At 69.1% G+C, this 14,513-nt stretch carries 11 protein-coding genes, 1 tRNA gene and 2 pseudogenes; 5 read left to right on the forward strand and 9 right to left on the reverse strand.

Going from position 1 to position 14,513, the window contains the following annotated elements:
• Positions 1-111 precede the first annotated feature (111 nt).
• Positions 112-288: a hypothetical protein gene (locus ABN273_RS59375; RefSeq protein ID WP_502910930.1), complete on the reverse strand. Its 177-nt coding sequence runs from the start codon at positions 286-288 to the stop codon at positions 112-114.
• Positions 289-347: 59 nt separating this feature from the next.
• Positions 348-631: pseudogene (locus tag ABN273_RS59380) on the reverse strand (helix-turn-helix domain-containing protein); the annotation flags it as partial.
• 221 nt (positions 632-852) lie between these two features.
• Between ABN273_RS59380 and ABN273_RS03685 the strand changes: the two are divergent.
• Both ABN273_RS03685 and ABN273_RS03690 read left to right on the forward strand, forming a co-directional pair.
• The gene (locus ABN273_RS03685; protein ID WP_349447183.1) at positions 853-1,266 is read left to right on the forward strand and encodes a peptidase inhibitor family I36 protein; all 414 of its coding nucleotides are present in this window, start codon (positions 853-855) and stop codon (positions 1,264-1,266) included.
• A gap of 178 nt (positions 1,267-1,444) precedes the next feature.
• A complete protein-coding gene (locus ABN273_RS03690; protein WP_349447184.1) occupies positions 1,445-2,218 on the forward strand; it encodes a hypothetical protein in 774 nt (257 codons plus the stop codon).
• Positions 2,219-2,280: 62 nt separating this feature from the next.
• Here the strand turns inward: ABN273_RS03690 and ABN273_RS59385 are convergent, their stop codons facing one another.
• Entirely contained in the window at positions 2,281-2,439 is a 159-nt protein-coding gene (locus ABN273_RS59385; protein WP_502910931.1) for a hypothetical protein, read from the reverse strand.
• Positions 2,406-3,008, reverse strand: coding sequence for a hypothetical protein (locus ABN273_RS03695; protein WP_349447185.1), 603 nt, complete (start codon positions 3,006-3,008; stop codon positions 2,406-2,408). The genes ABN273_RS59385 and ABN273_RS03695 overlap by 34 nt, the downstream gene beginning before the upstream one ends.
• On the opposite strand from ABN273_RS03695, the gene ABN273_RS03700 reads away from it, so the two are divergent.
• The gene (locus tag ABN273_RS03700; protein WP_349447186.1) at positions 3,003-3,734 is read left to right on the forward strand and encodes a DUF3592 domain-containing protein; all 732 of its coding nucleotides are present in this window, start codon (positions 3,003-3,005) and stop codon (positions 3,732-3,734) included. The two genes, ABN273_RS03695 and ABN273_RS03700, sit on opposite strands and share 6 nt — an antisense overlap.
• A gap of 135 nt (positions 3,735-3,869) precedes the next feature.
• On the opposite strand, the pseudogene ABN273_RS59390 reads toward ABN273_RS03700, so the two are convergent.
• From ABN273_RS59390 to ABN273_RS03710, 3 genes and pseudogenes are all read right to left on the reverse strand, one after another.
• Positions 3,870-4,103 (reverse strand): annotated as a pseudogene (locus ABN273_RS59390) (WD40 repeat domain-containing protein); the annotation flags it as partial.
• 91 nt (positions 4,104-4,194) lie between these two features.
• On the reverse strand, positions 4,195-4,860 hold the full coding sequence (locus tag ABN273_RS03705; RefSeq protein ID WP_349447187.1) for a response regulator: 666 nt from the start codon (positions 4,858-4,860) through the stop codon (positions 4,195-4,197).
• Entirely contained in the window at positions 4,857-6,035 is a 1,179-nt protein-coding gene (locus ABN273_RS03710) for a sensor histidine kinase (protein WP_349447188.1), read from the reverse strand. The genes ABN273_RS03705 and ABN273_RS03710 overlap by 4 nt, the downstream gene beginning before the upstream one ends.
• A 110-nt stretch (positions 6,036-6,145) precedes the next feature.
• Here ABN273_RS03710 and ABN273_RS03715 point away from each other — a divergent pair, with 110 nt between their 5' ends.
• On the forward strand, positions 6,146-6,970 hold the full coding sequence (locus ABN273_RS03715) for a S1 family peptidase (RefSeq protein ID WP_349447189.1): 825 nt from the start codon (positions 6,146-6,148) through the stop codon (positions 6,968-6,970).
• A tRNA-Lys gene (locus ABN273_RS03720) sits at positions 6,942-7,008 on the forward strand. The genes ABN273_RS03715 and ABN273_RS03720 overlap by 29 nt, the downstream gene beginning before the upstream one ends.
• A 95-nt stretch (positions 7,009-7,103) precedes the next feature.
• On the opposite strand, the gene ABN273_RS03725 is transcribed toward ABN273_RS03720, so the two are convergent.
• Both ABN273_RS03725 and ABN273_RS03730 read right to left on the reverse strand, forming a co-directional pair.
• Entirely contained in the window at positions 7,104-8,150 is a 1,047-nt protein-coding gene (locus ABN273_RS03725; RefSeq protein ID WP_349447190.1) for a tetratricopeptide repeat protein, read from the reverse strand.
• Between the two features lie 163 nt (positions 8,151-8,313).
• On the reverse strand, positions 8,314-14,502 hold the full coding sequence (locus ABN273_RS03730; protein ID WP_349447191.1) for a non-ribosomal peptide synthetase: 6,189 nt from the start codon (positions 14,500-14,502) through the stop codon (positions 8,314-8,316).
• Positions 14,503-14,513 lie beyond the last annotated feature (11 nt).

The following is a 14,513-nucleotide window of genomic DNA, read 5'->3' on the forward strand; positions in this document are numbered from 1 at the left end:
TGCCCTCCGTCGGCAAGGTGCCGCCGCCGACGAACTCCCCGGCTCCCCGGAGCATGCATCCGATCTTGTCGGCAGACAGGATGCCGTACTCCGCCCACTACATCGGCATCTTCAAAGTCGTTCAACAGAGCCACACAGTGGATGGACCAACGCGGTATCCCAGACCAGCGAGTTCACATTGTCGCAGATGAGGTGGACCGGCACGCCGGGCTCAACATGGCGGTCGATCTCATTGAGGAAGTCGCGGAAGTCGATGGCACGATGGCGCGCTGGCAGCTTGCCGATCACCTTGCCGGTGGCGGTATTGAGCGCGGCAGCGGATCGGTGGAGATCTTGAAGTCCTCCTCCTCCACCTGAGCGTCGGTGATGGTACGCGACACCCCGGGGCGGGGCTCATCGGACAGCCCGTCCAGCCGATCACGCAGGAACCGGCTGCGCCAGCGGGCCACCGTCTTGCGATCAAGCCTAAACGCGCCGCCACCGCCCCATTGCTACCGCCTTTGGCGAAGGCCAGCACGATCTTAGCCCGCACCGCCTACCCTTGCGCGGTCGTCCGGCGGCGGGCCCAGCCCTCTAGGATCAGCCGCTCGTCCCCGGACAACGCCACCGGTTCCAGCCTGGTGTCTGCCATTCCTCCAGCAGACCCCATCACCATCATGCGAGCCATCTGAAACAAGACTCATTCATGTGGTGCCCCTGGTACTCAAGACCGGCTCACTAGACCCAATGCCAACGAAGTGTGCACTCCATGCTAAGGCCACTTCCAGCCATCATTGATAATCTCCTCTACAGTTGGCGTACCGCCAATAAAGCGTCAAAAAGGAGCCGTCAATGAAAATTAGAAGCCTATTCGTGACGATCGCGATCACCGCAGCCGCAACGAGTGCCGGGGTCCTCGCCTGGGGAGCACCGGCGTCCGCGGATCCGGACGGCAAGTGCAGTGGCGGCTGGGTCTGCCTCTACGAGAACGAGGACTTCAACAGGGACAAGGGCGTCTCCGGCGACCACTGGCGAAACTTCAAGGAGAGCAAGAGCAATTTCAGCGATTTCAACTGGCGGGATCACGGGGGAAATGACAGCGGCGACGGCATGAACGACGAGACCAGCTCGATCCGGAACAGAACCGGTAAGACCATCATCCTCTACCAGGACTCCGGATGGTCCGGTACCCCTGACGCGTTCCTTCCGGGCTCCGAATGGGACGACGGCAAACTGTCAAACGACCCCATCGAGGACAACGAGGCGAGCTCGATTTACGTGCCCTGATAGCGGAATCTGAGCGGCCAGGCCGCCTCCCGGCAGGTACGGAGAGGCAGCCCGGCCGCCTTCTGGAGAGGCGATCATGTCCAAGGGAGCGAATTCCGTTTTCTCCGCGGCAGCGATTCTGCTGCCCATCGTCGCATCGGTCGCCGCTTGCGGCACCGCTGCCGAGGTTCCGAGCCGGGTGACGCCGTTTCGGGCGACGATCGTCCTCCCCTTCGATTCCTACAAGGCCGGCGCCGAGGACATCACCACCATCGACGCGGCGCAGATCGCCCTCATGCGCGAGTGTATGGCCGCCAAGGGCTACTCCTGGACGTGGCCACGCCAGGCGGCCCGCGAGCACCCGTTGCTTTCAGGCAACGCCCGCCGCTACGGCCTGGCCGACTCCGACGCCGCCGATCGCTACGGCTACCACGTCCCCGACACGCCCGAGAGCGCCCAGGCCAAGGCCGCGGAGGCGGTCTGGACCGACCGGTTGGGCGATGACCAGAAAGCAGCGCTGTTCGACCGTGGCGGGTGCGTGGACGAGGCGAGCGCCGCCTTGCGGAAGGGCGTCGATGACCGGCACCGCTCATGGTTCACCGGGATGGAGCACCAGGCGGTCGACCAATCCGCGGAAGACCCGGCCGTGGCGCGGGCCATCACGGCCTGGAGCAGTTGCATGCACGAAGGCGGCTACAACTACCGAACGCCACAGGATACCGTGGAGGACCGGCGCTGGAACCTGGACGCACCCCGCGTCTCCCCTGCAGAACGCGCCGTGGCCACCGCCGACGTGCGCTGCAAACAGCAGACCCGTCTCATCCCCACCCGCGCGGCCGCCGAGAAGCGCATCCAGACGAAGATGCTCGACGAGCACGCCGACCGGTTCGACGCCGTGCTGAAGTCGCACGAGCGTTTCGTCAGCAACGCCCGCCGCATCCTCGCCGACGTGGAGAAGAGGCGGCGTCGATAGCTGTGCGTTTCTCGGTGCAGGCACTCTTGGCAGTTCTTGGCGGGCCGGGTCCCATGCGCACGTCAGGCCAGCTGCCATTCCCGGTTTCTTGCACCGCGATCCGCGGGGGCCAGCGGCTGGTTCTCCAGCAGCCATCCCGCCCGTTGCCGCGTGTTGACGAACTCACAGTGCTTGTCCGACTTCACGGTCACCAGGCGCGAGGAGGGCAGCGCCTGATGCACCCTGACGGCACCGGCGTACGGCGTGGACGGGTCGCCGACTTGGCGAACATGAGGATCGGCGGGAGACCCTTGCCGAGAGGCGTCACCCGGGTCTCGCTGCCCACCGGCCACGTGGCACAGCCCCCGTTGAGCAGTTGGTTGTACCGCGCGGCGAACGGATACTTCGCGTGCTGTTCGGCGGCGTCCCGCTCCCACACCGCCAGGTCCTTGGGCCAGGGAGCGTCGACGCAAGTCACCGCGTTGCAGGAGGCAGTCTGATTCTCCACCTCCGGCGCGATAGCCGGAGCGGCTTGCTCGATCAGCACTGTGTCGTCGCCCTTGACCACGAAGTCGCTGATCGCCTGAGCCAGGCCGATCCAATCGCTCTCGCTGTACATCGAACCGAACGTTACCGAGATGAACTCGTGCGGCCCCACCTGGCCCCCGGGTGCCCGGCGAAGGTCAGCGATCGTCGCATCCCACGCCTTGGCGACCTCATCCCGGGTGGCGCCGAGTTGGAAGACACCGTCGTACTTCGCGATCCCGATGAACCATTCATCGCGCCGTGTTGGCAGACTCGTCCCATGCACAGCGGACGGCTCTTTACCATCGTCGGCGGAATTTTCGGTCTGATCGGGCTGGTGCTGCTCTGCGTCGGCATTGCCTTGGCCGCCTCTACGGCGAGCCTCCTCGCCTCGGCCCAACGGACCGACGGTAGCGTGGTCGCGATGACCGCACGGACCACCACGACACGGAGTTCCGACGGCCATACCCGCAGCAACACGTCGTGGTACCCGACTGTGGAGTTCACCGTCGACGGCAGGCGGTACTCGTTTCAAGGCTCCACTGGCAGCAACCCACCGGCCTACAAGAAGGGCGAAGGCGTACCCGTCGCCTACGACCCGGACGATCCGTCCAACGCGCGGATTGCGTCGTTCTGGTCAGCGTTCCTCGCTCCGCTGATCGTCGGCGGACTGGGCGTGGTGTTCACACCGATTGGTGCGGTCTTGTTCGTCAAAGGACGTCGGATCACTCGGCTGCGAGCCTGGCTATGGAAGCAGGGCCAGCAAGTATGGGCAGAGATCGAGCATGTGGGACGCGACTTCACCGTGCGGGTGAACAACCGACACCCCTACGTTGTCCATGCGACGTGGCAGGACGAGCGGACGGGCCGGACATACACCGCAGCCAGTGACTACCTCCGCGACGACCCGGGCCCTCGTCTGCGAGGCCAAACCCGCGTTCGTGTGCTGTACGACCCTGCCGACCCGGATCGCAATCTGGTCGACCTGGACGCGCATCCATCCCATCCCTGACAAGGGCCGAAACAAAGGGGCCTTTTTTATCCGATGCGTGCTTATCAGTTCTGGTGGACGGTCTCGGCCACCTGAAGGGGCGGCCGTCTGGGAAAGCTGAGCCACCTTCGCCGGGTCGGTGACGCTCCACAGTCGGAGGGTGCCGTCCATGCTACTGGCGGCGAGGGTGTGGCCATCCGGACTGAAGACGAGTGCGCGGACAGGGCCCATGCGCGGCCGGCCCAGCAGGGCGGGTTTGCTGTCGTCGGCGATTCGCCAGAGCCGGAGCGCCGGGTCGCCGGGCTCCGCGCCGCCTGTCGCCATGAGCCGCCCCCTGGGGGCGAAGGCCACGTGCTGGGGGATGCCGTTGAGATTGAGCAGCCGGGTCATCGACGGCCCCGTGCCTCCACTGTGGGCGCGAGCCGGGAGGCAATCAGCGCGTGCCGGGTCGCCCTGTATCTAACCTCTGTGGTCAGTACAGCTAGCCCACGGTGACCAGGCCGCTCTCGTAGGCGGCGATCACCAGCTGGGCGCGGTCGCGGGCGTGTAACTTGGCCAGCAACTGGCCGATGTGGGTTTTCACGGTGGCCATGCTGACGATGAGGTGTTCGGTGATCTCGGTGTTGGACAGCCCCTGGCCGATGAGCTTGAGCACCTCGCGTTCCCGTGCCGTGATGCCGTTCAGGGAGCGGGCCGACCGCTGCCGAGGTTGCGGCTGCCGGGCGAACTCCCCGATGAGGCGCCGGGTCACGGAGGGCGCGAGCAGCGCCTCGCCGCCTGCCACGACCCGGATCGCGGAGAGCAGGTCGCCGGGCGGGGTGTCCTTGAGCAGGAACCCGCTGGCGCCCGCGCGCAGCGCTGAGAAGACGTAGGCGTCCAGGTCGAAGGTGGTCAGGATCAGCACCCTCACGCCCGCGGTCGCCGGTTCCCCGCAGATCCGCCGGGTCGCCTCGATCCCGTCGAGTTCGGGCATCCGGATGTCCATCAGCACGACGTCCGGCCGCAGCGTGGTGGCCTGCTCGACGGCCTGCAGCCCGTTTCCGGCCTCGCCGACGACCTCCAGCCCGGGGGTGGTGCCGATCAGCACCGCGAAGCTCGCCCTGAGCAATTGCTGGTCGTCGGCGATCAGCACCCGGACGCCGGTCACGTGGGCACCCCCTCCAGGGGGAGCCTCGCGTGGACCCGGAACCCGCGGCCGGCCAGTGGCCCGGCGGTGAACTCGCCCCCGTAGACGGCGACGCGTTCGCGCATGCCGATCAGCCCGTGGCCCGGGGGGTGGCCGGTCGGAGCCCGGCGGCCGTCGTCGGTCACTTCGATCTCCATGGCATTGTCCGTCCTGTCGACCCGCACCACGCAGCGCGCCGGAGCGGCATGCTTGATCACGTTGGTCAGGGACTCCTGCACGATGCGGTAGGCCGCGAGCCCGATGGTAGCCGGGATGGTGTCGAGCCCGTCACCGATCCGCAGGTCGACCGGGGCCCCGGCGGAGGTCGCGTGGTCCGCGAGCTCGGCCAGCCGGTCGGCGGTCGGCGCCGGCTCCAGCTGCGCGGCGCCCTGCGGATCCTCGTCAACGGCGCGCAGCAGGCCGAGCATGCGCCGCAGCTCCCGGGCGGCCTCGCGGCTGCTGGCCTCGATGACGGTCAGGGCGGAGCGGGCCTCCTCGGGCCGCTCGTCGCCGACGTGGAGGGCCACGGACGCCTGCACGGTGATCAGGCTCAGGCTGTGCGCGACGCCGTCGTGCAGGTCGCGCGCGATGCGCAGCCGCTCGTCGGTCAGCACCTGCTGGGCGGCCCGCGCCTCGTGGTCCCGGCGGGCGCGCACCGCGCGTCCCACCACCCACACCGCGACCGGAATGATCATCTGGGTGACCAGCATGGGTAGCGACCTGCCCCAGTCCGGCCGCGGCTCCAGCGCCACCGCGAAGAGGACCGCCGCGGAGATCCCACCCACGGACAGGACGAGCGCGGCCACGGCACGGCGGGACGGCGCCGTCACGGCCACCGGGTAGATCGCGAAGACGAGGAGCAGGTCGGGCACGAAGGCCGCGTGGGGTGGCACCCACTGCAAGGCCACTGCCAGCATGCTGGTTCCGGCCACGACCGCCAGCACCAGAACGGGCCGGCGGCGGCGGACCGCCAACGGCAGCCCCATGAGAACTCCGGCGAGGATGGGCAGCGGCTCGACCCTCCCGTCCTGTGGCATCTGTTCGATGGTGTCCACCACGGCGAAGAACGTCAGGAACACGGCGATCGCCAGGTCGCCGAGGAGCTGGAACACGGGCCGCATCCTCAACAGCAGCGGAGGCTGGAGATCATGGGTCATGGCGGAACGCTAGCCCGTGCCTACCCGGCTCCGGCTCAGACCACGGTATGAGACCCATACCAGACCGTGCTCCGATGTTCCCGGCCGCCAGATTCGCGACCGTTGACGGCATGATCGAACTACGCGGACTCACCAGCATCTTCAGCAAGCGCGGCGACTGGGCCGGGCGCGGCCGGGCGCGGGGCCTGACACTCGCGGGGGTGGTCGGGGGCGCGGCGGTCCTCGCTGCGGCGATGGCGCCACCGGCGAGCGCGATCATCGGTGGGCGCGACGCTACCGACAACTATTCCTTCACCGTGACCCTGCGCGATGGCAAGGGAGTGCACTACTGCGGGGGCACGCTCGTCGCTCCGCAGTGGGTGGTGACGGCGGGACACTGCTCGCACGTCCCGGTCGGCCAGGTCAGCGCCAAGGTCGGCGGCACCAACGTCGAGAAGGGCGGCAGCGTGCGCCGCATCACGAAGATCGTCAGGCACCCCGACTACACCGCCGACCCGAACGACCTGCGGCACGACATCGCACTCCTCAAGCTGGACTGGCCGGTCCGGGAGGCGCCGATCAGGATCGCCGCCGGGTCCGGCGCTCCTAGAACCCCGATCCGTCTCCTGGGCTGGGGCATGACCTGCGAAGACGGAAACGACTGCCCGGAGCCGCCGGTCACCCTGCAGGAGCTGGACAGCGAGATCGTCCCCGACAACCGATGCACGGGCATCGACGCAGCGGGCGACATCTGCTCTGAACACCCCACCCAAAAGGCCCAGAGCTGCATGCTCGACTCCGGCGGCCCCATGGTGCGCAAGATCAGTGCACGCTGGGAGCTGGTCGGCGTCACCAGCCGCGACGGTGACGAGAAGACCAACCCGAACTGCGTCGGACCCGGGGTGTGGACCGACGCCGCAGCCTACAAGGGCTGGATCAGGAGAACGGCACTTTAATCCGTAGGTTCCGGGTTCGAGCCCCGGGCGCCCTACCACTCCGACCTGCGGTTTCCCGCCATTCCGTAGTCGAGTCGTCTGATCGTGAGTCACGGTGAGACACATGTGAGTCACGTGCTGGCGCGTGCGTTGTTCACCTTGCGTGAGGTCTTGCGCGCTCCTTGGAGGACAGTCCGAAGTCGTTGAGCGAGCCGAGCGTGCAGGGGAAGTGGTCTTTGGCCAGCCACAGCGGCAGGACGTCGCCCTTGAGCCGGGCGACCTCGGCGCGGAATCTGCGCAGGTTGGCCTCGGTCTTGCGGCGCAGGACGAACTGCTGGTGGCCGTAGTCCATGGTGGTCAGGAAATGGTAGAAGTGCACCGTGCCGATGGTGCCGTGCGCCTCGGTGCCGTCGGGCAGGTCCGGCCGGTCGGCCTCGTTCCAGTGGACGGGCGCGTTGCGGACCTCGAGGTCGCCGATGCGTACCGACTTGGCGATGCCGTAGTACATCGTGAACTGCTGCCCGTCGGCGCTGCCCCTGCTCTCGGAGATCACCTCCAGGCCGGCCTCCTTCGCCAGCTGCATGCTGAGGCCGGCCGTCGTCGCTCCCGTGTCGAGCTGGAAGATCCGCGGCTGGGTCCCGTTGATGGAGATCATCATGTGCGGCAGGGGTTCGAGCCCGAGGAACGGGATCCTGGTGCGCTGCGGGCCGTGCACCTGCCAGGGGGTGCCGCGGATCGTCTCGTACAGCTTGGCGTGGGCGAGGTCGGTCGGCGAGCCGGTCAGTTCGCCGCGCTTGCGCAGCCAGGGTACGGCCTCCGGCAGCCTGTCCTGGCGGACGTAGCAGTCCGCGAGCTGGTAGAGGGAGAACTCGTCGTCGGGCTTCAGAGCGACGGCCCGCTTGAGAAACTTCTCGGCGTCGGCGAACCGGTTGGACAGCAGAGCGATGTAGCCGATCTGCGCGGCCGCGTGCGCGTTGTCGGCGCTCTCCTTGAGCCGGCGCCGGTAGCCCTGCTCGGCGCGCTTGAACTGGCCGTCCTTGAACAGCTGGTCGGGGTCGTCGGCGGACGACGAAGCGGCCGCCATGGCGCCTGCGCCAGCCATGCCCAGCAGCGGCAGCGCCGCGCCCACGCCGGCGGCCAGCCCCGTGCGTTGCAGGAACTGTCGTCGATCCAGTCCCAAGGCGGTGTCTTCTTGGTGCATGGTCGGCTCCTGAGGTCTTGGCGATTTCAGCGGATCTGCCCGGCCCCTCGCGGCGCAGGAGAGTCCGGGCAGAGACCTGCGTCAGGAAATCAGTCCTGCTGTTTCCTCTGCGTTACCGTTCGCCCAGGCACCATGGTCGTCCACGAGCGGGAACAACGAAGGGTCACAAGATGCCTTCCTCCACTGCGCCGATGGCTCGGGCGATCGATTCCACGGTGGGCTCGGCGAAGAACTCGCGCAGCCCGATGGTCACACCGAAACTCCGTCGGAGTGTCTCGAGGAGCCGGGTGGACTGCAGGCTGTCGCCACCGAGCGCGAAGAAGCTTTGGCGGCGGCCGACTTCTCCGAGATCGAGCAGGTCCATCCAGATCTCGGCGACTGCTTCCTCCAATTCCCCTCGCGGCGGCTCGATGGGCGCGGCAGGCGCCGAAAGCCTGGCGACGGCGGACCTGTCCACCTTGCCGTTGACGCTCAGGGGCAGCCGCGGCAGGGCGGCGATCAGATCGGGACGCATGTGCTCAGGCAGACGGGTCGCGGCGTGTGCTCGTACCGTGTCGAGGTCGATCCCTTCCGGCACCACGGCGGCGACGATGCGGCCGTCCGACACGGCGGCCACCGCATGCTCCACGCCGGGGGCGTCCCGCAGCGCGGCTTCGATCTCGCCCAGTTCGATGCGGTGTCCGCGGATCTTCACCTGCTGGTCGGCGCGGCCCAGGAACTCCAGAGTGCCGTCCGGCCAGTAGCGGCCCAGATCGCCGGTACGGTACCAGCGCTCTCCGCCCGCCAGGACGAACTGCGCGGCCGTGAGGTCGGGCGAACCCCGGTAACCTCGGGCCACGCCCTCGCCGCCGATCCACAGCTCCCCTGTCACCCAGTCGGGGCAGTCCCTGCCCAGGGGGTCCACCACCCGGAAACGCTGGTTGCGCAGGGGCCGGCCGTACGGGATCGAGCGCCAGGCAGGGTCCACCTCGTCGACCTCGGTGAAGTTGGACCAGATAGCGGCCTCGGTCGCGCCGCCGAGGGCGACGAAGCGGCAGCCCGGGTTGGCGGCGGAGAGCCGGCCGGGAAGGTCGAGGCCCACCCAGTCGCCCGACAGCAGGGCCAGGCGTAGGGAGCGTGGCCTGCCGACCGTCAGCAGCATGTCGAGCAGTGCGGGGACCGTGTTCCAGATCGTCACCTGGTGCTTCTCGACCAGTTCCAACCAGGTGCGGGCATCCCGCCGGGCGTCTTCGGGGATGGTGACGATGCTGCCTCCGGCGGACAGCGGGCCGAAGATGTCGTACACGGACAGGTCGAAATCCAGGGCGGACACCGCGAGCACCCGGTCGCCGGGGCCGACCGTGAAGCGTTCGTTGAGGTCGGTGACCGTGTTCACGGCCGATCGGTGGGTGATCTCCACGCCCTTGGGCTCGCCCGTGGAGCCGGAGGTGAAGATCACGTACGCGAGGCCGGGCGTGATCACTGGCGCCACATCCACAACTTCAAGCGAAAAATCGGGAAGTATCCGAAAGCGTGCGTCCGCCAGCCGTAGGATTCGCTCCCGGCGAGCCGGCGGCTGGTCGATCCCGATGGGCACGTAGGCGCAGCCCGCTTCCAGCACGCCGAGTACGGCGGTGACCTGGTCGGAGCCCTTGGGCAGGGTGATCGCGACCGCCTCGCCCGGCTGCGCGCCCCGTGATCGCAGGTCGGCCGCCAGCCGCCGAGCGCGCTCCGCCAGCTCGCCGTAGGCGATCGTGCCGTCTTCGCGGGACTGTACGGCGACGCGCCCCGGCTCGGCGTCGGCGCGGCGGAAGAACTCCGCGTGCAGCGGCCGGCCGGGCACCGCTGCTCTGGTCGCGTTCACCGTTGCCCGGACCTCTTGCTGGACGGCCGGCAGGAGGTCAGGCACAGACCGGGACCACTCGCCCGTCGCCAGCCAGTCCAGCAGCGAGCGGTGCGCCTCGAACATCGCGTCGAGCACGCCGGGCGGGAACAGCTCGTCCACGGCGTCCCAGTTCACCTGGATCCCGCCGTCGACCTCGGTGACCTGGTAGTCAAGCCAGACTTGCGGGGTTTGCGACAAGCCGTACACCTGCTTGCCGAGGAGAGTGCCATCGCCTTGCGCGCCGATCCCCAGCGCGCTGGTGAACACCACGGGCATGGTCACCGAAGGATCAGCGGTGATCCTGGCCAGCTCCCGCAGCATCCACACAGTCGACACGTCCCGGTGGTCGATCGCCTGCCAGAGCCGCCGCTGCACCCGCCGAGCCCGATCGAGCCAGGTTTCGCCCGGCTCCGGCTCGTAGGGGACCAGAAGCAGCGAGGTGAAGTCGCCGAGCACGCGGTCGATGTGCGGGTGCACGTCCTTGCGGTCGAACAGGGTGAGGTTGAGCGTCAGGTCGGGGCGGGCGCTCCACCGCCCGAGCACCTCGGCGTAGGCGGCCAGCAGGACCGCGGACGGGGTCAGCCCGTGGCTCCGGGCGCGCGCGATCAACGTGTCGGGAATGATGGCGGCACGCCTGCTGAAGCGGGGACGCGTCACCTCGGCCGGGTCCTTGGCCAGCGGGAGTCTGGGGGCCGGCGGCAAGGAGGGCAGGTGGGAGCGCCAGTAGGCGACCGACGCCTCGGAGGGCGGCTCGGTGGCCAGCACGTAGTCGCGGAAGGACGCCTCCACCGGCGGCAGCTCCGCGTCCGGGTTGTCATAAAGCGTGGCGAGCTCGGCGTAGAAGGTGAGGATGCTCAGCGCGTCCAGGATGAGGTTGTCCACGCCGATGCCCAGCCGGGTCCGGTCCCCGTCGCGTGTCACACCGATCGCGAACAACGGCCACGTGGCCGGGTCGAACACCGTGTGCGACATGGTCTCGCGCAGGTCGGCCGGCTCGGCGACGGAGAACCACGGCACCTCGGGCAGGATGCGCTGGTCGCCGTGCTCGTCGAAGACGGCGCGGAGCATCTCATGGCGCTGGACGAGCTTGTTGACGGCCCTCTCGAGACGGGGCAGGTCGAGGTCGTCGACGTCGTATTCGCGGTAGAAGTGGCAGCCGGTCCCGCCCAGGACGAAGTCGTCGCCCCTGCCGAGCCAGTAGGCACGTTGCACCTCTGTCGGCGGGAAGGGTTCGTACCGGTTCGCCGGGTCGGCGGTCAGCGCCTTGGGCTCCCTACGCTGGGCGGTGTCCAGGTTGGCGGCGAAGTCGCACAGCACGGGGTGGGCGAACAGGGCGCTGAGCGACACCCCGGACAGGCCGTCCGCGCGCAGGCGGCTGATGAGCCGGGTGGCGAGCAGCGAATCGCCGCCGAGGGCGAAGAAGTCGTGTTCCCTGCCGATCTCCGGCACCTGGAGGATCTCGGCCCAAGCCGCGGCCACGCGGCCTTCGATCTCGCCGACGGGAGGCGTGCGTCGCGGGGCTTCGACGCTGTGCTCGGCGATCGTACGGCGGAGCGTGGCCCGGTCGATCTTGCCGTTCGGGGTGAGCGGCAAGGCGGGCAGCACGGCGATCACGTCCGGCAGCATCGGGGCGGGCAGCCGGTCGGCGAGGAACTCCCGCAGCCCCGCGACGTCGGGCCGTCCGGTGACCGCGGCGGCGAGCCGGCGGCTGTCCGAGACCACCGCGACGCCCTGCGCGACGTCCGGGTGAGCGGTCAGCGCGGCCTCGATCTCACCCAGCTCGATCCGGTGTCCGCGGATCTTGACCTGGTGGTCGGCACGGCCGAGGAATTCCAGCGTGCCGTCGGGCCAGTACCGCGCCCGGTCACCCGTGCGGTACCAGCGAGCCTCCTCGAATTCCACGAACCGGTCGGCGGTGCGGTCCGGGTCGCCGCGATAGCCGCGCGCCACCCCGGCGCCGCCGATCCACAACTCCCCCGCCACCCAGTCGGGGCAGTCGCGATCCAGCGGATCCACCACTCTGCAGGTGACATTGCGCAGCGGCGTGCCGTACGGGATGGAGGTCCAGTGCGCGGGCACGTGGCTCACTTCCTGGACGGTGGAGTGGATCGCGGTCTCGGTGGTGCCACCGAGCGCGACGAACCGGCAGCCGGGTGCGGCGGCGGAGAGGCGGCCGGGCAGATCCAGGCCCACCCAGTCGCCGCCGAGCAGCACCAGCCGCAGAGGCAGTTCCTGTCCGGGGTCGGCGACGGTGAGCAGCATGTCGAGCAGCGCGGGCACGCAGTTGAGCACGGTGCCTCGATGCGTCCGGAGCAGTTCGACCCAGGTGGTGGCGTCGCGACGACCGCCGTCGCTGGCGCAGATGACCGCGCCGCCCACGGACAGCGGCCCGAAGAGGTCATAGACGGACAGGTCGAACTCAAGCGCTGACAGGGCCAGGGTCCGGTCGCCGGACCCGACGCCGAAGCGGTCGTTGAGATCGTCGATCGTGTTCATGGCGGCGGCGTGCGTGATCTCGACACCTTTCGGCTCCCCCGTGGAGCCGGACGTGTACAGGACGTATGCCAGGTCGGCGCCGTCGGCCGGTGCGGCCAGGGGCTCCGCGGTGACGTCCACCGAGTCGAGAACGTACCGGACGCCTGCCGCGTCGAGGATGCGCCGTCGGCGTGCCGATGGCTGGTCCACACCGATGGGCAGGTACGCGGCGCCCGCGGCCAGCACGCCCAGCACGGCGACGACCTGGGACGGCCCCTTGGGCAGTGAGATGGCGACGAGGTCTCCGGCCCCTTCAGCCTTCAGGTGCCCGGCGACTTCGAGAGCCCGCGCAGCCAGCTCACCGTAGGTCATCACGCCATCGTGATCCCACAGCAGGGCGGGTGCGTCGGGCTCGGCTGCGGCGTGGGTGAAGAAGCCGTCGTGCAGGCGGCGGCCTTCGAAGGGGGCCCTGGTCGCGTTGACCTGCTGCCGCACCTGGGTCTGCTCCGGGGGCAGCAGCGCGGGGACCGGCTCGGACCAGGCGCTCTCATCGGCCAGCAGGCGGTCGAGGAGCCGGCCGTAAGCGGCGAACATCGCGTCGGGGACGCCGGGTGTGAACGCGTCCTGCCTGACGTCCCAGTTGACCAGCAGCCCACCGTTGAGCTCGGTGACCTGGGCGTCCAGCCAGACCTGCGGGCCTTGGGAGATGATCCACGACGGTTCGCCGAAGCAGCCGGTGACCTCGGGGGCGAACAGCTCGCCCAGCCCGAGCGCGCTGGTGTACACCACCGGCGCGAGCACCTGTTCACCGTGGAGCCGCGACAGATCGCGCAGGACCTCGACCCCCGAGTAGCCGCTGTGCGCGACGTCGGTGTGGAAACGCTCCTGCAGCCGGCGCGCCCTTTCTGCGAAGGATCCTGGCACGCCGCCGTCCCATTCGAGGAGGACGGAGGAGGTGAAATCACCGACCAGCGACTCGATCTCCGGATGCAGCGGCTCCCTGTCGAACAGCGGCAGGTTGAGCAGGAAGCGGGGTTCGGCGCTCCAAGCGGTCAGGGTCTCGGCGAAGACGGCGGCCAGCGCCATGGCCGTGGTCAGCCCGTGCCCGCGGGCGGCCTGCTCCAGCCGACGCACTGCCGAGGGCGGCAGCCATCGGTGGTGCCTGACCACGGTCGCGGTCTCACCGGTCCCGGCCACCGGAAGCTGTGGGGCGGCGGGCAGGTCGGGTAGGCGCCGCTGCCAGTGCTCGCGATCACCCTCCTGCGGTACGGCGGAGCGCTGTGCCAGGTAGCGCGGATAGCTGTAGCTCAGCGGCGGCATCGTCTCGCCGCTGTACAGCCGGGCGAGGTCGGACAGCAACACCCGCAGGCTCAGCGCATCGGCCGCGACCATGTCCAGATTGACGTGCACACGCGTGCCGCCGTCCGGCAGCAAGGAGAGCTGGACGTCGAAGACCTCGCCCGCACCGATGTCCATGGCCCGATGGGACAGGCGCCGCCGCAGCTCGTCCTGGGCGATCCGGTCGTGCACCGTGAGCCCTCGCCAGGGGCTGCGGTCGAGGATGCGCTGCGTCCCGTCGTCGAGGATCTGCACGCGCAACATCCCATGCCGCTCGGTCAGCGCGTGTACGGCCCGCTCCAGCCGGGCCGGATCGACGCCCGAGCCGTCGAACTCGTTGTAGAAGTGCGCCGCCACGCCACCCAGCCGCTGTCCGGGTTGGCGCCCTGCCCAGTAGGCGTGCTGCATGAGGGCCAGCGGGAACGGCTCCGCCTCGTCGACTTCGGCATGGACCGGTGCGGCGGCCACCGGCTGCCGTGCCAGCAGGTCCCGCCAGGCGGCCAGGGTCGGCTTCGCGGCGAGGTCGGCGAACCGGACCTCGGCCCCGGACCTGCGCCACTGGCCGGCCAGCCGCATCATCGTGATCGAGTCCATGCCCAGCTCGATCAGGTTGTCGTGCTCGTCCAGCCCGGGTGCGCCCAGCAGGTCCTCGAGCAGTCCACGCAGATTGTTCATCGGGGTTCCTT

The sequence above is a fragment of the Nonomuraea sp. B19D2 genome (assembly GCF_040137845.1).
Classification (GTDB): Bacteria; Actinomycetota; Actinomycetes; order Streptosporangiales; family Streptosporangiaceae; genus Nonomuraea.